General features: G+C 67.1%; 14 protein-coding genes and 1 pseudogene. 8 read left to right on the forward strand and 7 right to left on the reverse strand.

Translation table 11 applies throughout. The features are described from left to right. Nucleotides 1-863 (forward strand): sensor domain-containing protein (locus A9W99_RS24580; RefSeq protein ID WP_172828945.1); only part of this gene is annotated, 863 nt, incomplete at its 5' end. A 10-nt stretch (nucleotides 864-873) separates the two neighbouring features. Here A9W99_RS24580 and A9W99_RS24585 read toward each other — a convergent pair. The 3 genes and pseudogenes from A9W99_RS24585 to A9W99_RS24595 form a co-directional block, all read right to left on the reverse strand. Further along, nucleotides 874-1,452 carry a hypothetical protein gene (locus A9W99_RS24585; protein ID WP_067384683.1) on the reverse strand — a complete coding sequence of 193 codons (579 nt, stop codon included), beginning with the start codon at nucleotides 1,450-1,452 and terminating at the stop codon, nucleotides 874-876. 61 nt (nucleotides 1,453-1,513) lie between these two features. Then, nucleotides 1,514-2,626, reverse strand: coding sequence for an adenylate/guanylate cyclase domain-containing protein (locus tag A9W99_RS24590; RefSeq protein ID WP_067384685.1), 1,113 nt, complete (start codon nucleotides 2,624-2,626; stop codon nucleotides 1,514-1,516). A gap of 81 nt (nucleotides 2,627-2,707) precedes the next feature. Next, a pseudogene (locus tag A9W99_RS24595) lies at nucleotides 2,708-4,963 on the reverse strand (GH92 family glycosyl hydrolase); the annotation flags it as partial. Nucleotides 4,964-5,106: 143 nt separating this feature from the next. Here A9W99_RS24595 and A9W99_RS24600 point away from each other — a divergent pair. The 3 genes from A9W99_RS24600 to A9W99_RS24610 are packed head-to-tail and all read left to right on the forward strand — an operon-like array spanning nucleotide 5,107 to nucleotide 9,346. Further along, entirely contained in the window at nucleotides 5,107-6,852 is a 1,746-nt protein-coding gene (locus A9W99_RS24600) for an ABC transporter ATP-binding protein (protein ID WP_067384687.1), read from the forward strand. Beyond that, nucleotides 6,852-8,852 (forward strand): ABC transporter ATP-binding protein, encoded by a 2,001-nt coding sequence (locus A9W99_RS27635; RefSeq protein ID WP_067384689.1) that lies wholly within the window; start codon nucleotides 6,852-6,854, stop codon nucleotides 8,850-8,852. The genes A9W99_RS24600 and A9W99_RS27635 overlap by 1 nt, the downstream gene beginning before the upstream one ends. 5 nt (nucleotides 8,853-8,857) lie before the next feature. After that, a complete protein-coding gene (locus A9W99_RS24610) occupies nucleotides 8,858-9,346 on the forward strand; it encodes a DNA-deoxyinosine glycosylase (RefSeq protein ID WP_067384691.1) in 489 nt (162 codons plus the stop codon). On the opposite strand, the gene A9W99_RS24615 is transcribed toward A9W99_RS24610, so the two are convergent. Beyond that, nucleotides 9,341-10,729, reverse strand: a complete 1,389-nt coding sequence (locus A9W99_RS24615) for an amidase (RefSeq protein ID WP_082930198.1) — start codon at nucleotides 10,727-10,729, stop codon at nucleotides 9,341-9,343. The genes A9W99_RS24610 and A9W99_RS24615 overlap by 6 nt on opposite strands. A gap of 53 nt (nucleotides 10,730-10,782) precedes the next feature. Between A9W99_RS24615 and A9W99_RS24620 the strand changes: the two genes are divergently transcribed. From A9W99_RS24620 to A9W99_RS24630, 3 genes are all read left to right on the forward strand, one after another. Continuing rightward, the gene (locus A9W99_RS24620) at nucleotides 10,783-11,211 is read left to right on the forward strand and encodes an HIT family protein (protein ID WP_067384694.1); all 429 of its coding nucleotides are present in this window, start codon (nucleotides 10,783-10,785) and stop codon (nucleotides 11,209-11,211) included. A gap of 10 nt (nucleotides 11,212-11,221) precedes the next feature. Beyond that, nucleotides 11,222-11,671, forward strand: a complete 450-nt coding sequence (locus tag A9W99_RS24625) for a nitroreductase family deazaflavin-dependent oxidoreductase (RefSeq protein ID WP_067384697.1) — start codon at nucleotides 11,222-11,224, stop codon at nucleotides 11,669-11,671. A gap of 126 nt (nucleotides 11,672-11,797) precedes the next feature. After that, nucleotides 11,798-15,778, forward strand: coding sequence for a bifunctional diguanylate cyclase/phosphodiesterase (locus A9W99_RS24630; protein ID WP_082930199.1), 3,981 nt, complete (start codon nucleotides 11,798-11,800; stop codon nucleotides 15,776-15,778). Here the strand turns inward: A9W99_RS24630 and A9W99_RS24635 are convergent. Genes A9W99_RS24635 through A9W99_RS24645 form a run of 3 tightly spaced genes read right to left on the reverse strand, consistent with a single transcriptional unit; the run spans nucleotide 15,755 to nucleotide 18,799 of the window. Beyond that, the gene (locus A9W99_RS24635; RefSeq protein WP_067384864.1) at nucleotides 15,755-16,786 is read right to left on the reverse strand and encodes an LLM class flavin-dependent oxidoreductase; all 1,032 of its coding nucleotides are present in this window, start codon (nucleotides 16,784-16,786) and stop codon (nucleotides 15,755-15,757) included. The two genes, A9W99_RS24630 and A9W99_RS24635, sit on opposite strands and share 24 nt — an antisense overlap. 56 nt (nucleotides 16,787-16,842) lie before the next feature. Further along, entirely contained in the window at nucleotides 16,843-17,964 is a 1,122-nt protein-coding gene (locus tag A9W99_RS24640; RefSeq protein WP_067384700.1) for an FAD-binding protein, read from the reverse strand. Then, the gene (locus A9W99_RS24645; protein ID WP_067384703.1) at nucleotides 17,957-18,799 is read right to left on the reverse strand and encodes a uracil-DNA glycosylase; all 843 of its coding nucleotides are present in this window, start codon (nucleotides 18,797-18,799) and stop codon (nucleotides 17,957-17,959) included. The genes A9W99_RS24640 and A9W99_RS24645 overlap by 8 nt, the downstream gene beginning before the upstream one ends. A gap of 72 nt (nucleotides 18,800-18,871) precedes the next feature. On the opposite strand from A9W99_RS24645, the gene A9W99_RS24650 reads away from it, so the two are divergent. Continuing rightward, a complete protein-coding gene (locus A9W99_RS24650) occupies nucleotides 18,872-20,119 on the forward strand; it encodes an MFS transporter (RefSeq protein ID WP_067384707.1) in 1,248 nt (415 codons plus the stop codon). Nucleotides 20,120-20,127 lie beyond the last annotated feature (8 nt).

Consider the following 20,127-nt stretch of genomic DNA (forward strand, 5'->3'; position numbering starts at 1 on the left):
TCCCCACCCGCCCCCCCCCCCCTGCCAGCGGCCAGTACTACCAAGCCGGCAGCAACTGGGGCGGCCAGGCCCCCAGTCAGCCGCCCCAGCAACAGCATGGCGGCCAGCCTTACCAGCAACAGCACGGCGGTCCACCCTCGTGGCAACAACCGCCCGCCAAACGCGGGAATCCCTGGCTCGTCGTCGCCATCGTCGCGGTCGTGCTCGTCGTCCTCGTCGGTGGCGGGATCGTCGCCTACGAGCTGATCGGCAAGAAACCCAAGAAGCCGCCGCCCCCGCCAATCGCCGCCGATCGCCTCAGTTCATTACTGCTGAGCACCTCGGACATCAATGCCGTCATGGGCGCCACGAACATGACGCCCGGCGACCCAATCACGACGATGGCGAAGTCCTCGCTGACGCTGTCCGACCCGTCGTGCTTGGGGGTGCTTTATGCCGCCCAGGACCCGACGTATTCGGGCACCGGCTATACCGGGGTGAACGGAAACGTATCCTCCGAGTCCGGCGACAATTTCGACCACTGGGTGCACCAGGCTGTGGTGACCTTCCCGTCAGCCGACAAAGCCCGTGATTTCCTCGAGTCGGCTGAGGGCAAGTGGAAGAACTGTTCCGGCAAGACGATCACGGTGACGAACACGTCCAAGAACAAGACCTATCGATGGACCGTTTCCGAAGTTCAGGGCCAGCCGCCCAGGGTCACGCTGGTGAACACCCAGGAAGCCGCCAAGGGCTGGCAATGCCAGCGCGCGATGAGCGTGGCCAACAACGTGATCGTCGACGTCAACGCGTGCGCGTACAAGCTGAACGATCAGGCCGGCCAGGTCTCCGACAAGATCGTCGACAAGGTCAACAACCAGCAGTGATGTCGACGGCTTAGCTCTGCAGGTCTGGTCCCTCGGCACGCAGGTCGTCGACCGCTGACATGGCGGCACGTAGCTTGGCCAGCCACTCCTCGGTGTGCTCGCCGACCAGCTTGACCGACCACGCCAGTGCGTCGGCCCGGGACCGGGCGACGCCGGCGTCGACCAGCGTGTCGAGCACCTGGCGTTCCGGCTGCTTCAAGCGGGTCATCACCGGTACCGCGATGTGGGTGAACAGAATTCGCTCGCCGTTGACTTCCACGCCCCAGGAAACCTTGCGGCCGTAGCGGTCCTGGGCTTCGTCGGCGATGTTCATCCGCTCCGGGCGGGTTTCCTCGCGGAAGCGGGAGACCCGGCCTTCGGCGCGGTCGCCGGTCTCTTCGCCTTTGGCGCCGGCCGACTCGGCCTCCGGCAACTTGCCGATGACGGTGATCTCCTCGCGGTCGACGATCACCGTGGGATCACCGTCGAACCAGTCTTCGGGCAGGCGCCCCGCGAACCATTCCGCAGCGCCGCTGGCATCGGGTTGCTGGGCTTGCTGCCAGCCACCGGGGCGGCCGTATCGCCGGCCGTATGCGTGATGGTGCTTCATGATTACATGATTACATCGTTACACATGTAATGAAAGTACCGTTCGCTCGCAGCGAACCCCGTCACAGAGCCGAGCCTCGTCGTACCCGGAAGAGCCGTATGTCGTTCTTGATGCCCTTGAGGCGGCGTGCGCCGGCGAACGACCAGTCGAATCCGGCGCCGTCGCCGACAGCATCGCGCACCGAATCCGCCACCAGCACCGTCCCCGGTCTCGCCACTCCGGTGACCCGGCTCGCCGCGTTCACCGGACTGCCGAACCAGTCGCCGGCCCGGCTCACCGCCATCCCGGAGGCGGCGCCGGCCCGCAGTCGGGGGAAGTCGTTGTCGGTGTCGACGACGTCGACGAGCTTCAGGATGGTGTCCAGCAGCGGCTCTGGTTCAGGACAGACGAACATCACCGCGTCGCCGATCGTCTTGATGAATCGCACCGGCGGAGCAGTCAAGTCACGGGCCAGGCCGGCCAGCCTGCCGGCGAGTTGCCCGAGCGTTTCCGGGGATACCACCTCACCCAGCCGGGTGAAGCCGACCAGGTCGGCAAAGCCGACGGTAACCTGGCGCGCTCCGGGCAACGGCTTGCCGGCGGCGCGCTCGCCGGCGTTGACGGCTTCGGTCTCCATCATGTGCCGCAACTGCATGAACAGCATGCCCTGGATCATCGGGCCAAGCATCGGGGCGATCTGGCTCACCAGCGCCTTGGAGGCCTTGGCGATCTGTAGCTCGGTCGCTCCCGGCTGCATGATCGCGGCCAGCGCCGCGTAGCGCATGACTTCGGCTGTGTGCGACAGCCCTTCGGCCAGCACCCGCACCACGAGCACGACTTGCTCGGGATTCAGTCCCAGCTCGACGAACCGCTGCGCGTAGGCGGCGGCTTCGCCGTCGGCGCGCATGTGCACGACGGCGTCGGGATCGTCGACCCTGGCCAGTCCGATGGCGCGTTGCACCCGCTGCAGCAGGTCCAGGTCAACGCCGTAAGTCTCGCTGATCTCCCGAGTGGAGACGTAGGTGCCGTCGTCGCCGATGATGTGGCGGGTGGCCAGCAGCAGCGGCGGATTGGTGGCGCGGATCTCGTCGGCGGTGATGCCTTGCTGGAGCAGCCACTCGACCAGCTCGGCGCGCTCAGCGCGCGCGTCGCCCTCTAGTCCGGCGAGCAGATCCTCGGGCACAGTGTTGGCCATGGGCTCAACGTATAACGCCGTCCGGTCAGCCGTGGCGATCGCAAGCGCGGCGCAGCCGGGCGCCGCGGGTCGCCACCATCAGGACGAGCCCCTACTTCCGAACGAGGGCGGCGCTGACGACTCGGCGGTCCCCCACATGGTGTTGGGGACGGCGGACAGCGCGAACGTCAGATCACCGCCGGTGCGGATGATCGATTCCGGCAGGAAGGTGCGATCGGTCGGCTGACGGTCGATGTTGAGGCCGTCTATGAACTTGCGCCCGCCGGATGCGTCCGGGGCAGAGATCCGGATGGATCGTCCGGTCGGGAGTGTGATCACGACGCGGTCGAACAGCGGTGTGTTCACGGTGAGGATCGGCGTTCCCGGGGTGCTGGGATACATGCCGAGGGCGGCCCACACGTACCAACTGGACATTGCACCCAGGTCGTCGTTGCCGGGCTCGCCGCCGGGGCTGGGATTGAACAGCTCGCCGCGGATCCGGTCGACCAGTTGCTGGGTCCGCCACGGTTGACCGAGGTAGTTGTACAGCCACGGCACCCCGAAGCCCGGCTCGTTGCCGGACCACAGATACGGGTCATTGGGGCCCGCGTTGAGCTGCTCGGTGAAGCGGTCCAGCCGGTCGGCGACCGCTTGCCGGCCGCCGAGAGCGCTCACCAGTCCGGCGACGTTGTGCGGCACCAGCCACAGGTACTGCTCCGCGTTGCCCTCGTCGAACCCGTCCTGTCCGTAGGCGCCGAGTGGCTCCACGAAGCCCGGGCCGACGGGAAAGAAGCCTGCGGCGTCGCGCGGCGAGAGGTACCCGGTGGCCGGATTGAACAGGTTGTGCCAGTACTGCGCCCGGTCCAGGAATTCCGCAGCGGTCTTGTTGTCCCCCAGCGCTTCGGCGAGTCGGGAGATGGCGAAGTCGTCGATTGACCACTCCAGGGTGACCGATGCGCCGACCAACCCGTTGCTGCCCTCGAACTCCTCGGTGTTGGGCGCGTAGCCGTGCTCCAGGTAGGTGGCGATTCCCGGCCGCTCCACGTACCCGTCGCGGCCGGCCCCGCCCGTGGTCGCCGCGTTCACCATGTGGCGCAATGCCGTCTTGACGTCGAAATCCGTTGCACCGTAGGCATAGAGATCCACGATGAGCGGCACCACGTTGTCCCCGGTCATCACGCCGGTCGCGGAATTGGCCAGCGGCCAGCGGGGCAGTGACCCACTCTGCTCGGCGTCGTTCACCAGCGACTGGGCCATGTCACTGGCCTGCTTAGGAAACAGCAGCGCCTGCAGAGCTGCCAGGCACCGGTAGGTGTCCCAGTCGGAGAAGTTGGCGTACTGCGTGTGCCCGGCGGCCACGGTGTGGACGGCACCGTCGAATCCGCGGTACCGGCCGTCCGCGTCGTTGAAGGTGTTGGGGTGCAGCAGCGAATGGTAGAGCGCCGTGTAGAAGGTCTTGACGTTGCGATCGGCGCCGGCCACCGCGATGCGCGACAGCATCGCGTTCCACTGGCCCACGGCGGCCGCGCGCACGTCGTCGAAGCTGCTGTTGCCCTCGGCGGCCAGGTTGGCTCGCGCGCCGTCGACGCTGACGTAGGACAACGCGGTCCGTACTTCCAGTACCGAGCCGGCGGGAAACTGCACATAGCCGCCGCTGTGCGGAGAGGTCGCGCTGCGGGCGCCCGCATAGACCGCGTCGCCGTCCCAGGTGCCGTAGGAGGTGAACGGCTGACTGAACTTCATCGCGAAGTAGACGGTGTAAATGTTGTCCATACCGCAGAATCCGCCGCTGGTCGCGGAGCCGGTGATCGTGGTGTTGTCGGCGCCGATCTGAATGCTCGCCGCGGAGTTGCCCGCCAGCGATCCCCCGGAGCGCACGTGGAATAGCGCCGGCTGACCATTGCTGGGATAGGTGAACCGGCCGACGCCGGTACGGGTGGTGGCGGTGAGTTCGGTAGTGACTCCGGTGTTCGGGAACCGCACTTTGTAGTAACCCGGCACGCCGACCTCGCTGGCGTCGTGAGCGATGGTCTCCCAAGCGTTCCACGGTTGCGAGCCGATCGGGGTGGTGGTCGGCAGCATCGGGATATCGCCGAACGCGGCGCAGCCCACCGAGGCGTGGGTCATGCTGAACCCGGTGGAGCGCTCGTTGTCGTGGTCGTAGCCGGCGTAGGTGTCGGTGGTGTCGGGCGAGTACTGCACCATGCCGAATGGCACCGACGCACCGGGAAAGTTGTTGATCTCGCCCGTTATTCCGCCTGACGACCCGGTGCCGATCAGGGTGTCCACGTGGACGACCGGATTCGCGACCAGGACCGGAACAGCATGCGCCGCGGGCGGTGCGGCCAACAACATCATGCCGAGCGCCACCGCAGTGGCTGCCGCCGTTTTCGGCCGGTGTTTGCAGATGGCTTGCCATCCGTACTCAGCAATCGGACCGAGCACCCGCTCATCGTGTCATATGCCGCGAACCTGGAATTGACCTGTGCGAAAGTGTTGAAATGCTGACCAGGCTGCTGCGGCAATACGCGCGGCCATATCGACGGCTGATCGCGGCTGTCATTGGGCTGCAAGTGATTGGCAGCCTTGCGTTCTTGTATCTGCCGACCATCAACGCGGCAATCATCGACGACGGGGTGGCCAAGGGGGACACGTCGACGATCGTGCGTCTCGGCGCGGTGATGCTCGCGGCCAGCGGCCTGCACGCGCTGTGCCTGTTGGGGACCGCGCGGTTGGGGTCGCGCACCGGCATGGGCATCGGACGCGACTTGCGAGCGGCGGTCTTTCATCGGGTGACCGGCCTGTCGGTATCGGACCTCGCTCGGTTCGGCACGCCGTCATTGCTGACCCGTACCACCAACGACGTCCACCAGATCCAGCTGCTGGCGCAGACCACCTGCACGGTGCTGATCACCGCTCCGATCATGAGCATCGGCGGTGTCTTGATGGCGGTACACCTGGACGCTGGGCTTTCGTGGCTGCTGCTCGTCAGCATCCCGGTTCTGGTGCTGGCCAACTACTGGATCGTGTCACACCTGCTGCCGGCCTCCCGCCGCATGCAGGCGTTGATCGACAGCGTCAATCGCATTCTGCGCGAGCAGCTTTCGGGAATCAGAGTGATTCGGGCGTTCACCCGGGAACCGTTCGAGCGGCAACGCTTCGCCGATGCCAACCACGCGTTGTCGCAGACAGCGCTGCAGGCCGGGCGCTGGCAGGCGCTGATGCTGCCGCTCACCACGCTGGTGATCAACCTGTCCAGCGTCGGGCTGATCTGGTTCGGCGGGTTGCGGATTGACGCCGGCCAGATGCAGGTCGGGTCGCTGATCGCCTTTCTGACTTACTTCATGCAGATCCTGACGTCGGTGCTGAGGGCCACCTTCGTCCTGATGACCCTGCCGCGAGCCGCGGTGTGCGCCGAGCGGATCAGCGAGGTGCTGTCGACCCGTCCCGGCATCACCAGTCCGGCACACCCGGTGCGTCCGCGCACGACCGCCGGAGTGGTCCGCCTGCACGGCGCGACGTTCCGCTATCCGGGCGCCGATCGCGCTGTGTTGCAGGATATTTCGCTGGCTGCGCACCCTGGGACCACCACCGCGATCGTCGGCTCGACCGGATCCGGAAAGTCGACGTTGGTGTCGTTGATCTGCCGCCTTTGCGACGTCACCGGCGGCTCGGTGACCGTCGACGACGTCGACGTGCGCGACCATGATCTCGACAGGCTGTGGTCGGTGATCGGCCTGGTTCCGCAACGCGCATATCTGTTCTCCGGCACCGTCGCCGACAATCTGCGCCACGGTGCGGCGCCGGGCCAGGTGGTCACCGATGCCGAGATGTGGGAGGCGCTGCGCGTCGCGTCGGCCGACGGGTTCGTCGGCGCGCATCCCGCGGCGCTGGACATGCCGGTGTCGCAGGGCGGGGTCAATATCTCCGGCGGACAGCGGCAGCGCCTGGCGATCGCACGTGCTGTGATTCGCCGGCCCAAGGTGTATGTGTTCGACGACGCATTCTCGGCGCTGGATGTGCACACCGACGCGCGGGTACGCGCCGCATTGCGCGAGGTGTCCGCCGAAGCAACGGTTCTTATTGTCTCGCAACGCATCTCGACACTTACCGAAGCCGACCAGGTGATCGTCATCGACGACGGGCGCGCGGTGGGCTGCGGCACCCATGACTCGCTGCTCACCGAGTGCGCGATCTACGCCGAGTTCGTCGACTCGCAGGCCGTGGTGCCTGCCGGGAGCGTGTGATGACGCGCCCGAGACCCCCGATCGGGCCCGCGGTGCATGGCCCCACCGAGCGTTCCGACGATTTCCGGCGCACCGCCGTCCGGCTGGTCAAACGGCTCACTCCTCAGTGGTGGCTGACGCCGGCCGTTCTCATCTTTTTGGTCGCCGGCGTCGGGCTCGCGGTGATCGGCCCCCGAATCCTCGGCCATGCCACCGATTTGGTGTTCAACGGGGTGATCGGCCGACGCCTGCCGGCCGGAATCACCAAGGACCAGGCTGTCGCCGCCGCCCGTGCCCACGGCGACCAGAGGTTCGCCGACCTGCTGTCCGGCATGGACGTCCGGCCCGGCGCCGGGGTGGACTACGGCGCCGTCGGCCGCACATTGCTGCTGGCGCTGGGCGTGTATCTGCTTGGCGCTCTGCTGGTTTGGGCGCAGGCCCGGTTGGTCAACATTGCCGTGCAGCGCACCGTGACGACGCTGCGCTCCGATGTCGAGGACAAAGTGCTCCGGGTGCCCTTGTCCTACTTGGATTCCCGCCAGCACGGCGAGTTGCTGAGCCGGGTGACCAACGACATCGACAACGTTGCAGCGTCGCTGTCGGTGACGATCAGCCAACTCCTCACCTCGGTGCTGACCGTGGCGGCGGTGCTGGCGATGATGCTGACCATGTCGCCGCTGCTGGCGGTGATCACCTTGGCGGCCATCCCGCTGTCGCTGCTGGCGACCCGGAGCATGACGCGACGCTCGCAGCGGCTGTTCGTGCGGCAGTGGGCCGATACCGGCCGGCTCAACGCATACGTCGAGGAGACTTACACTGGCTTGCCGCTGGTCAAGATGTTCGGGCAGCGAGCGCACGCCGAAAAGCGTTTCCACGACATCAACGCGGACGTGTACCGCAGCAGCGTCGGAGCGCAGTCACTTTCCGCGATGGTGCCATTGGCCACGATGTTCGTCGGAAATCTCAGTTACGTGGCAGTCGCCGTGGTGGGCGGCCTTCAGGTGGCCGCCGGCCAGATCACATTGGGCGGCATCCAGGCCTTCATCCAATACGTCCGTCAGTTCACTCTGCCGCTGAGTGAGGTCGCGGCGATGTACAACCTGCTGCAGTCGGGAATGGCAAGCGCTGAACGGGTTTTCAACATTCTGGACGCCCCCGTGGAGATCGCAAGCGCGGCGAAGCCGGGCGCAGCGGGTCTGCACCATCCAACCGTGGAGATCGCAAGCGCGGCGAAGCCGGGCGCAGCGGGTCTCCACCATCCAACCGTGGAGATCGCAAGCGCGGCGGTCGAGCTGTCAGCTGTACAGGGCCGGGTCGAGTTCTGTCACGTCGACTTCAGCTACCGGCCCGGCACGCCGGTGATGAAAGACTTGTCGCTGGTGGCCGAACCGGGCAGCACGGTGGCGATCGTCGGTCCGACCGGCGTGGGCAAGACGACGCTGGTGAATCTGTTGCTGCGCTTCTACGACGTCGACTCCGGTCAAATCCTGATCGACGGCGTGGACATCACGACGGTCAGCCGTACGTCGCTGCGGTCACGCATCGGCGTGGTACTACAGGACACCTGGCTGTTCGGCGGAACGATCGCGGACAACATCGCCTACGGCCGCCCGGGTGCCGGTCGAGCAGAGATCGTCGCCGCCGCCAAGAGTGCCTACGTCGACCGGCTTGTGCACACCCTGCCCGACGGTTACGACACGTGGGTCTCCGACGACGGCGCCAACCTCAGCGCCGGCGAGAAGCAACTGATCAGCATTGCCCGCGCGTTCCTCGCCCGCCCCCACTTGCTGATCCTGGACGAAGCCACCAGCGCGGTGGACACCCGCACCGAGATCCTGGTCCAGCAGGCGATGCGTGAGCTGCGCCGCGGCCGGACGAGTTTCGTGATCGCGCATCGGCTTTCGACGATCCGCGGCGCCGACGTGATCCTGGTGATGGAGTCGGGGCGGATCGTCGAGCAGGGCAACCACGCTCAGCTGTTGGCCCGGCGAGGCGCCTACTATGCGATGACCCAGGTCTAGAAGCCATGACCACACCGCTTCTGTGGGGATTTCCGCCAGTCGTGGATCGGCGTGCCAAGGTGCTGATCTTGGGCTCGTTTCCCAGCGCCAAATCGCTGCTGGCCCGGCAGTACTACGCCAACCCTCGCAATGCGTTCTGGCCAATCACCAGTGCGCTCTTCGGGTTCGACGTGACCGCGCCCTACGACGAGCGTTTGGCGGCCCTACTTTCCCACGGCCTGGCCCTCTGGGACGTGCTGCGCGCGTGCCGGCGTCGCGGCAGCTCGGACTCCGCGATCGACCCGAAAAGCCTGATGGTCAACGACTTCGGGAGGCTGTTCGCCGACCATCCGGGCATCGCGCGCGTGTACTTCAACGGCGCCAAGGCCGCCGACCTGTTCGGCCGGCTCGCCAACGCGCCCGATGGAATCCGCTGTCAGCGACTGCCGTCCACTAGCCCGGCGCACGCCACGAGGTTCAGCGTCAAACTTGCTTCCTGGCAAGCGATTTCATGACACTGGCGGTCGGCGGTGGGCCCAGGGCCGGGCGGCTTCGATCTGAGCGGACAGCGACAGCAGCGTCGCCTCGTCGTACGGGCGCCCGACGAGCTGGACCGACAGCGGCAGGCCATGCTCGTCGAGGTCCCACGGCACGGCCGCGGCAGGCTGACCGGTCAGGTTCCAGACCTGTTGGTAGGGAACGCGTTGCCCGGCCAAAAGCAGCGTCGACACCCCGCCACGGCGCCGGTAGGCGCCGATGCGGGGCGGGCCGGTCGCGTTGCCCGGTGTGAGGACGACGTCGACGTCGTCGAAGATGGACTGGATCCGGTTGCTCAGCGCCGCCTCGGCGGCGCGCACCGCTTCCATCCGCCGATCGGAGAAGAACGAACCCAGCCGCGCCAGCGTGCGGGTACCCGGCTCCAGCCGTTCCGGATGGGCCTGCGCGTCGGCGTCGTCGCTGATGCCACGCAGGTAGCGCGGCAGGTAGTTCGCATACAGCGCCGGCGGGTATTCCGGATCGCGCGTGACGACGTCGTGGCCCAGTTCGCGAAGCAACACGCCGGCCTGCTCGACCGCGGCCAGCTGCGCCCGTCCCACGCGGACCGGCAACGGCGTCGGCACCTTGGTGCTCAACGCAATTCGCAGCTTGCCCGGGGTCCGCCGGGCCGCGGCGACGAACTCACCCTCGGCGCCCGGGACGGTCGAGGTCACGTCGAGAAACAGCGCCGCGTCCAGCACCGTCCGCGCAATCGGCCCGTTGACACTCAGCCCGTACCACGCGTCGTCGTGCGGCTCCAGCGAGATGCGGTCGCGCTGGGGCTTCAGACCGAACACACCGCACCAGGTAGCCGGGATGCGAATCGAGCCGCCGCCGTCGGAGCCCAATGCCAGCGGAGCCAGCCCGGCAGCCACCGCGGCTGCGCTGCCGCCGCTGCTGCCGCCCGGCGAGCGCCCGGGATGCCACGGGTTTCGGGTCGCCCCGAAAGTGAGCGACTCGGTGTAGGGCATCATCATCAGCTCCGGCGCATTGGTCTTGCCGATAATGACCGCGCCGGACGCGCGCAGCCGCCGGACCACCTCCGCGTCGGAGTTCACCGCGGGACCATGCCCGCCGCTGCCGAAGGTGGTCACCTCGCCGGCGACGTCGACGTCGTCTTTGATCGCGATCGGCACGCCGAGCAGCGGCAGCCGCTCACCCGCGTCCAGGCGGTCCTGCGCCAGGTAGGCGTCATCGCGCGCAGCGTCGGACAGCACCACCCGGTAACAGCGCAGCTGGCTGTCCAGTCGGGCGATCCGCTCCAGATAGGTCTCCAGCAGCTCAGGCGCCGTCAGCTCACCGTCAGCGAGCATCTGTGCTTGCGCGGCCGCACCGGCGAAGGCCAGATCGGTAGCGTCCACTGCGGCAGCGTATCTCGGCCATGGCGGGCTAGTTGCACGAGTACCGTGGCGGCATGTCCTGTGTGTTCTGTGCGGTCATCGCCGGGGAAGCTCCGGCCATCCGGCTCTATGAGGACGACGGCTACCTGGCGATCCTCGACGTCCGCCCGTTCACTCGCGGTCACACTCTGGTGCTGCCGAAACGGCATACCGTCGACCTCACCGACACCCCGCCCGACACGCTGGCCGGGATGATCACGATCGGCCAGCGAATCGCCCGGGCGGCTCGCGCCACGGAGCTGGCCGACGCCACCAACATCGGGATCAACGACGGACCCGCCGCCTTCCAGACGGTGCGGCACATCCACCTGCATGTGTTGCCGCGGCGCAACGGCGACAAGCTGTCGGTGGCCAAGGGGCTGGTGCTGCGACGGGATCCGGATCGCGAGGCCACCGGGCAGATCCTGCGGGATGCGCTGGCACGCATCGACGGAAGCCAGTAAGACTGGCTTCATGAGCAATCTGACGTTGATCGAACGACTGGTGCTGGTACCGATGTTGCGGCTGCACGACACGATCTACCAGAAGACCGACGGCCGGATCGGACACCGGATACCGGGGATGCCGCCCAATCTGCTGTTGCACACGGTCGGCGCAAAGACCGGCCAACCGCGGACTACGACGCTGACCTACGCACAGGACAGCGGCTCATACCTCGTTGTGGCGTCCAAAGGCGGCGACGACAAATACCCCGGCTGGTATCACAACCTGCGCAAACAACCCGATTGCGAGATCAATGTCGGTTCCAGGCGAATCCCGGTGACCGCGCGAAAGATCGGCCCGGACGACTCCGACTACCCGCGGCTCTGGGAGATCGTCAACAAGAACAACGCGAACCGCTACGCCGGCTACCAAGCCCGCACGTCACGACCGATACCGATCTTTGCGCTGACGCCCAGGTGACCCCGGCGCCACGTTTCCACCGGTAGCGAGCCGCCGCAGTTTATTCTGCTAGGGCGCGTGGTGGAGCTATCTCATACTTCGCCGGCCGACGCGCGTTTGTGAGCCGGAGCGGGCCGGGAGCTGGAAATGAAGCGCTGGACGGGACTGCCGTGCCCGTTCACCGGCATGACCATGGGCGCCCGCTGTGCCGTGGTCGGCGGGTATGGCCTCGCGGCTGCGCTGGTCGCCGCCGCGTCTATCGGCGGGTGGCACGGCGTCTTCGCGACCCGCTCGGTGGACCACGTCGTATCGGTGCTGTGTCTGGTGTTCACCGCGGGGTGTGCCGGCCGAGCTGCTCACGTCGCGGTCGGGCATCGCCGAGTCGGATGGACGGCGCTGGCGACGGGCCTGGTGGGGTGGGCGGTCGGCCAGGTCATCTGGGCGGCCTATGACGTGCGCCCCGACCTTGATCATGCCGCGCACCCGGCGGCAGCCGACGCCATCCTGCTCTTGTATCCGGCGGGCGCCATCGTGGCGCTGGTGCTGCTGCCCGGCCCCCCGACCCGCAATCTGTGGCGATCGGTCCTGGACGGCATCATCGTGGCGAGTTCGCTGTTCGTAGTCTCGTGGGTGTTCGTCATCGCCAAAGTGATCCGCGAGGACAGCGGCGCGTTGCTCACTACGGTGGTGCACACCTCCATCGACGTCGTCGTCGTGACGACCGCCATCGTGGTGTTCTCGCGCGATCGACCGGACGGGCGGCACAGCCTGAGCCTGTTAGCCGCCGGAATCACGACGATCGGGGGCGCAGACATTCTGGTGGTGTTCACCGCCGGAGTCGGCACCTATCACTCGGGCGATCTGGTGGACGTGACGCGGGTGGCCGGATTGGGAACGCTGGCGTTGGCGGCGCTGTCCAGTGTCAATGAATCACCGCCGGTGGCGGCGTCGAAAGACGAGGTCACCTCGCGCGCTCGGCTGTGGCTGCCGTACCTGCCGCTGCTGTTCGCTGCCGCGCTCGGATTGGGCCGTGCGGTGCACCATATGGAGCACGGGCCGATGCTGCTGGCACTGGGAATCCTGGTGATCGCGGTGCTCGTCCGGCAATTCGTTGTCCTCTTCGAAAATCAGGGCCTGCTGAAGGAAGTGGCACAAGAGGCTTTTCGTGACAGCCTGACCGGTCTGGCGAATCGAGCTCACTTCCGCCATCGATTGGAACAAGCCGTGGACCGCCGGCGCACGGGCGACGCATCGATTGCGGTGTTGTGCCTCGATCTGGACAATTTCAAGGCGGTCAACGACGCCCTGGGACACCCGGCAGGCGACGAGTTGCTCATCAGAGTCGCCGGGCGGCTTACCGCTGCACTGGGGGAAACCGGCACCGCGGCGCGGATCGGTGGTGACGAATTCGCGGTACTCATCGAAGGTTCCGTCGAAGAATCGCACGCGGCAGCTCATCGAGTCCTGGAATCATTCGGCGCGGCCATCGTGATCGACGGCGTTCCGCTCATGGTTCGTCCCAGCATCGGGTTCACCGTGGCTACCGCCGGGTGCACCGTCGACGAGCTGCTCCGGCACGCCGACCTGGCCATGTATGCCGCCAAACGCGAAGGCGGCCAATGTATTCGCAGTTTCGTGCCGGATTTGCCATTCCCCTATTTAGAGCCGCAGTTCGCCGAGACCGGCTCGCACGCCAAGCAAGGGGCCGGCAAGACACAAACCGAGACCACGGTGACCCGGACGCTCAGCACGCCGGCACCGGCACAGGCGCCGACGCGAGACCACCTGGCCGATGGACCGCACGGTATTCGCTGGCCCCCGTTGGCAATCCGAATTGCCTTGACAATCTTGGCAATCGGGGTGCTCGTCTTCACGACGTGGAGCCTGTTCGCCCGGCCGGGTCGTCACGATGTGTTCTTCGCCAATTACCTGTATCCGGCGTTGAACCTGTGCGCGGCCGGGTTGGTCGCTGTCCGCGCGCACCGGGTAGCGGCCGATCGCTTGGCCTGGACCGCAATCGCAATGGGCATGGTCTGTTCCGCGATGGGCGATGTCGTCTACGCCCTATTTGTGCCGCCGGCTCAGTCGCCGTCGGCGGCCGACCCGCTGTATCTGGCTTTTTATCCGCTGGTCTACGCCGGACTGCTGCTGCTCATGCGATCGCGATTGAAACGGGTGCCCGTTCCGGTCCGGCTGGATTCCCTGGTCTGCGGGCTGGCCATGGCCGCCGTGGCCGCAGCGCTGGCGGCCGGACCCATCCATACCGCCGCAACCCGCACGCCGGCAACCGTGCTGGTGGGCTTGGTCTACCCGTGGGGTGACCTGCTGCTGTTGGCTCTTGCCGCGGGCATGCTGCCAATCCTGGGTTGGCGCAAGGAATTTCGCTGGGGGCTGCTGGTTGCCGGATTCACATTGTTTGCGGTCAGCGACACCGTGTATCTGTTCGAAACCTCGGCCGGCTCGTATCGGGTCGGCACTTGGCTCGACGCCTGTTGGCCGGTGTCGTCATTGCTGGTGGCGATGGCCAGCTGGGCGTCGTGGTCGTCGGCCGCGCCGTTACCGAGACCCGGGCTGGGGTCCTATGTCGCGCCGGTGGCTTCCACCGTGGTTGGACTCACGGTCGCTGTCCTGGGCCATGACTCCCGCCTCGCGGCGACGCTTGCCGCACTGAGCCTGACCGCGGTCGCGGCAAGGTTTTCGGTGACCTTCCGCGACGTCAGCATCATGGCCGAAAGCCACAAGCACGCCATGACCGACGAGTTGACCACCCTGCCCAACCGGCGCTCGCTGGCGACGGCCCTGACCGAGGCGTCGGGAATGTCTGGGTCATCGGGAGGAGCCCGCTCGGTGCTGTCGGGCTCCTCGTTGTCGACCAGGGGGCCGTCGCGGCGAGCGCTGCTGTTGCTGGACCTCTGCGAGTTTCACGAGATCAACGACTCGGTCGGTAAGCGATTCGGCGATGAGCTGTTGTGTCACATCGCGGATCGGCTGGCGAGCAATGTGCGCCGGGAGGATCTGCTTGCGCGGGTGGGCGACGACGAATTCGCGATCCTGCTTGCCGAGGGCGCGGATCTCATTGCCGCGCGGGCCCAGGCCGGTCGTCTGCTCGAGGGGTTGAGTGAGCCCGTCGCTCTGGATCCGATCACGGTGCAAGTCGACGCCCGCATTGCCATCGCACTGTGTCCCGACCACTGCGACCACCCGCAGGAGCTGCTGAATCGCGCGGAGACGGCCATTCCGCACGCCAAAGCCGCCAGCAGCAACATCGTCGTCTACGACCCGACGTTCGAGTTGTACCGCGACAACGACCCCAACCTGATGGAGGAACTGCGCGCCGCTCTGGTGGGCGGCGACGAGCTGACCTGTCACTACCAGCCCAAGATAAATGCCAGCGACGGCAGCGTGCACAGTGTCGAGGCCCTGTTGCGCTGGCACCACCCCAGCCGCGGGCTGCTGCTGCCGGAGGAGTTCCTGCCCGGCGCCGAGCGGGCCGGGCTGATGCGCAAGGTGGCCAACAGGACGGTCAACCTGGCCCTCGAACAGATCCAGTCGTGGCGCGAGCAGGGTCTGCCGCTGACCGTCGCGGTGAATCTCTCGACGACGAATCTGCTCGACCTCGACTTGGTAGGCACCATCGAGCGGCTGCTGCAAACCCATGGTTTGTCACCTGATGCCCTCATCATCGAGATCACCGAGAGCACCCTCGTCGACTCGGTGCGGTCCCGGAACACCGTTGCCGCGCTGCAGCGCCTGGGCGTCCGCATCTCCCTTGACGACTACGGCACCGGATGGTCGTCGCTGGCACGCCTGCAGGACGTCTCGGTCGACGAGCTGAAACTGGACCGCGTGTTCGTGGCCCGGCTGGCCCATGACCCGCGATCGGTTGCCATCGTGCGGTCCACGGTTGCCTTGGCAGACAGTTTGGGAGCCGACCTGGTCGCCGAGGGAGTCGAGGACGAGGTGACTTTGGCCGCGGTGCGGCGGTACGGCTGCACCATCACTCAAGGCTTCGTGCACAGTCCGCCGCTGCCCGCCGATGACCTGCGCGATTGGATCGCCCGTCAGGCGCCCGATCCCACGTCCGGTCAGCCTCAGCAGGCGGGACTAGAACAGCTCCTTGGCGAGTAGCTCCAGCGTTGCGACGCGGGCCGGCGCGGTGGCGGGGTCGGTGCCGCGGTGGGCCGATGCGACCGGGTGCACCATCACCTCGTCGACGTCGAATCGTTGTGCCAGTGCCCGCAGCTGCTCGGCGGCCTCCTCGGGCGAGCCGACGACCGCCCGTCGCAGCCCGCTGTCCACGATGCGCTGCTGCTCCGGCGTCAACTCCGCGACTCGAGCTTCCTCGACCAGCGGGACCGGACCGAGTGGCTGCCCGGTGCGCAGCCGTGCCATCGTCTGCAGGTTGGGCAGCATCAAAGCCGTTGCCTCGTCGCGTGTTTCGGCCACCGCGGCGTTGACGGTCAAGAACGTTACGGGTTCGGCCGCCAGGTCGCTGGGCCGGAACCGGGAGCGGTAGAGGTCGAGCGCCTCTTCGGTGCCTTTGCCGGAGAAGTGATGCGCGAACACGTAGGGCAGTCCCTTGGCAGCCGCCAGATGCGCCGAGTACATCGAGGATCCGAGCAACCACAATCGCGGTTCGGTGACCGCGGCCGGGGTGGCCTTCAGGGTGTAGTCGCCGGAGCGCAGCGGCACCCGCACGCCGCGTGCGCTCACCAGTGCGACCACGTCGTCGAGGTAGGCCGGGAAGTTCTCGATGTCGCGATCGTCCCGGCCGCCGCGCAGGGCGTACGACGTCACCGGGTCGGAGCCTGGTGCGCGGCCGATGCCCAGGTCGATGCGGCCCGGGGCGGCGGCTTCCAACAGCGCGAACTGCTCGGCGACGGCCAGCGGTGCGTGGTTGGGCAGCATCACGCCACCCGACCCGAGGCGTACTTGGGAGGTCTGCGCGGCCAGGTAGGCGATCAGCACCGGCGGGCTGGTCGCGCCCACCGACGGCATGTTGTGGTGTTCGGCGACCCAGTAGCGAGTGAATCCCAGCCGGTCGGCGGTCTGCGCCAGCTGGACGGTGGCCGCCAGCGCATCTTTGGTGGACTGGTCGGTGCGCACCGGGACGAGATCGAGAACGGAAAGACGCACGATGGCGTCAACGCCCGAAGACACGTGAACGTTCCCGCCACTTCACGGTCAACGGCCTATCGGTAGTCCTTGAGCTCGATCGAGCGCACGATCCGCTCGAACACCTCCTGCGGGATCGGCGCACCGCCCGGAATGTTGTCGACGACCAGCCACTGGTTGCGCAGGACGTAGTCGTGGAACTCGGCGTAGTAATTGGCAAAGCCACGCTCGTAGTCGTCACCCGCGGCTTTGAGCTCGCCGGCCAGGACGTAGGCGCCCAGCAGCGCGACGCTGGTCCCCTGGCCCGATAGCGGCGAGCAGCAGTAACCGGCGTCGCCGACCAGCGCCACCCTGCCCTGTGCCCAGCGGTCCATCTTGATCTGCGACATCTCGTCGAAGTAGAAGTCCGGCGCGGACCGCATGTATTCGAGCAGCTGCGGGCGGACCCATCCATCACCGGCCATCCGTCGCTCCAGCTCGGCAAACTGGGCTTCGGTGTCGCGGTAGTCGATGCGCAGGTCGCTGTCCATGAAGCCAAGCATGGCCCGGGCCTCGGTGTTGTTACGGGCGCTGTAGACCCCGGCCATGCTGGAGTCGCCGTAATGCCAGGTTTGCCAGTAGTCCAGGTCCAGAAAGTTGGGCACGGTGAAAATCGCCGCGTAGGTGCCCAACCTCTCGATGAACTGTTCCTCGGGACCGAATACCAGCCTGCGGACATTGGAGTGCAACCCGTCGGCCCCGATGACCAGATCGAAGCCGCGGGCGCCGCCCTGCTCGAAGGTGACCGCCGCGGCAGAGCCGTCGTCCTGCAACGCCTCGATGCTGTCGTCGAATAAATATTCGACGTTGAGTTTGGTTGCGTCGTAGAGCAATTCGATCAAGTCGTCGCGCAACAGCTCGATGTCGGGGCTGGCGATCAGGCCGCCGGTGGGCGTCGATTCGGTGTCTCGCGACAGCTCGTTGCCGTCGCGGTCGACGATCGAGGAGCCGCGAATGCGCGTCCTCAAATAGTCGGCGGCGGCCCGCAGCGACATGCGTTCCAGCACCGACAGCGCCGGACCGCGCACGTCGATCGCCTGACCGCCGCGCCGCAGCCCGGAGTGGCGTTCCACAACGGTTACCGAATAACCATGCTGCGCAAGCCAATACGCGGCCGTCATACCGGCGACGCTGGCGCCGGAAACCAGAACGTCAGTCACTTGATCCGCACTCAATCCCTGCCGCCTCGCGGGCACTGGTGAAAATGTCGTCGAGCATCGCCGGTGTCAACCTACCCGTGAACATGTTTTGCTGGCTCGGGTGGTAGCAGCCGAGCAAACGCACCCCGGACGGCAGCTCGGCGAGGGCGCCGTGACCGAATCGCGGTTTGGGCTTGATGGCGGCACCCGTCAGCCGCAGTGCGATCTGCCACGCGAACCCGCCGAGGGCGACGATCACGCGGACGTCGTCGGACACCAACCGCCACTCCGCGTCCAGCCATGGCGAGCAGGTTATCCGCTCGTCCGGCGTCGGGGCATTGCCCGGCGGCGCGCACCGCACCGGAGCGACGATGCGAATCTGGTTGGCCTGCAAGCCATCTGCGGCGTCGACGCTGGTGGGTTGGTTCACCAGCCCGGCCCGGTGCAGTGCTGCGTAAAGCTGATCGCCGGAGCGGTCGCCGGTGAACATCCGTCCGGTCCGGTTGGCGCCATGTGCGGCGGGCGCCAAGCCGACGATCAGCAACCGCGGCCGCTCAGACCCCCAGCCGGGTACCGGCCGTCCCCAGTACGGCTGGTCGGCGAAGGCGCGGCGCTTGACGACGGCAACCTCCTCGCGCCAGCTGACCAGCCGTGGGCATGCCCGGCACACGCTGATCGTCGCATCGAGTTCGGCCATCGTGCCCGCCCGCTGCGCCAGCGTCACGACCTGCGCGGCGTCGCCGGCTACCGGCGTCTGTACCGTGGCCGGTTCGCCCGGCCAGCCGCTGCCGGGAGCAACCGGAGAGGCAAACGCCTGGCCGATGTTCGGATGGGGAAGCACACGAACATCCTGCATTCCGGCTGGCGCCGTCCGTTAATTCGGTAGCTTCCCCTAACGCATCGGCGTTACATTCAGCCGCGATATCCGATGAGCAACAACAGCCGCGGCCCGGCATTCCTACTTCTTTTCGCGACGTTGATGGCGTGTGCCGGAAGCGGCATCTCGCTGGTCGCCTTCCCGTGGCTGGTGCTGCAGCGCGAGGGTAGCGCCGGCCAGGCGGCGATCGTGGCCGGCGCGACGACGCTGCCGCTGCTGTTCTCCACCCTGGTGGCCGGCACGGCCGTCGACTATTTCGGTCGACGACGGGTGTCGATGATCTCCGACGCGCTGTCCGGGGCGGCGGTGGCCGCCGTCCCCCTGGTGGCGTCGGCGTTCGGCACACACGCGGTCAACGTGGCGGTGCTTGCGGTGTTGGGCGCCTGTACGGCGGCCTTCGATCCGGCCGGGATCACCGCCCGCCAGTCGATGCTGCCGGAGGCCGCCGATCGGGCCGGCTGGTCGCTGGACCGGGTCAACAGCAGTTACGAGGCGATCCTCAACCTGGCCTTCATCGTGGGCCCCGGCATCGGCGGCTTGATGATCGCAACGGTGGGCGGCATCGCCACGATGTGGATCACGGCCGGCGCGTTCGGGTTGTCGCTGCTGGCGATCTCCGTCCTGCGGCTCGAGGGTGCGGGCAAACCGCACTCCTCGAGCCGGCCCGAAGGTCTGGTCTCCGGGGTGTCGCAGGGGCTGCGCTTCGTGTGGAGCCTGCGCGTGCTGCGCGTGCTGGCGCTGATCGAGCTGACCGTGACCGCGCTGTACCTGCCGATGGAGAGCGTGCTGTTTCCCAAGTACTTCAGCGACCGTCAGCAACCTGGGCAGCTGGGCTCGGCGCTGATGGCGCTGGCGCTCGGCGGCCTGGTCGGCGCGCTGGCTTACCCGCGGCTGTCGAAGTTTGCGTCGCGGCGCACGATCGTTCTGACCGCGGTGCTCACTTTCGGTGCGGCGACATTCGTGATCGCGGTACTGCCGCCGTTGCCGGTCATCCTGGCGTTGTGCGCGCTCATCGGCATGGTCTACGGGCCGATCCAGCCGATCTACAACTACGTGATGCAGACCCGGGCGCCGCAATATCTGCGTGGCCGGGTGGTGGGAGTGATGGCATCGCTGGCCTATGCCGCCGGTCCGCTGGGGTTGCTGCTGGCCGGCCCGCTGGCCGACGCGGCCGGACTGAAGGTGACGTTCTTTGCGCTGGCGCTGCCGATCTTAGTCACGGGGTTGATCTGTACCCGGCTGCCGTCGCTGCGCGAATTGGACCGCGCTCGTGAGTTCGCAACCGACTCCTGCGGCTAGGATCAGGC

The sequence above is a fragment of the Mycobacterium sp. 1164966.3 genome (genome assembly GCF_001665395.1).
Lineage (GTDB): Bacteria > Actinomycetota > Actinomycetes > Mycobacteriales > Mycobacteriaceae > Mycobacterium.

Coding starts and splice junctions, on each gene's coding strand:
- A9W99_RS24600 (WP_067384687.1), top strand. CDS start 5,107: ATGCTGACCAGGCTGCTGCGGCAATACGCGCGGCCATATCGACGGCTG.
- A9W99_RS24620 (WP_067384694.1), top strand. CDS start 10,783: ATGTCCTGTGTGTTCTGTGCGGTCATCGCCGGGGAAGCTCCGGCCATC.
- A9W99_RS27635 (WP_067384689.1), top strand. CDS start 6,852: ATGACGCGCCCGAGACCCCCGATCGGGCCCGCGGTGCATGGCCCCACC.
- A9W99_RS24585 (WP_067384683.1), bottom strand. CDS start 1,452: ATGAAGCACCATCACGCATACGGCCGGCGATACGGCCGCCCCGGTGGC.
- A9W99_RS24645 (WP_067384703.1), bottom strand. CDS start 18,799: ATGCAGGATGTTCGTGTGCTTCCCCATCCGAACATCGGCCAGGCGTTT.
- A9W99_RS24630 (WP_082930199.1), top strand. CDS start 11,798: ATGAAGCGCTGGACGGGACTGCCGTGCCCGTTCACCGGCATGACCATG.
- A9W99_RS24650 (WP_067384707.1), top strand. CDS start 18,872: ATGAGCAACAACAGCCGCGGCCCGGCATTCCTACTTCTTTTCGCGACG.
- A9W99_RS24625 (WP_067384697.1), top strand. CDS start 11,222: ATGAGCAATCTGACGTTGATCGAACGACTGGTGCTGGTACCGATGTTG.
- A9W99_RS24590 (WP_067384685.1), bottom strand. CDS start 2,626: ATGGCCAACACTGTGCCCGAGGATCTGCTCGCCGGACTAGAGGGCGAC.
- A9W99_RS24610 (WP_067384691.1), top strand. CDS start 8,858: ATGACCACACCGCTTCTGTGGGGATTTCCGCCAGTCGTGGATCGGCGT.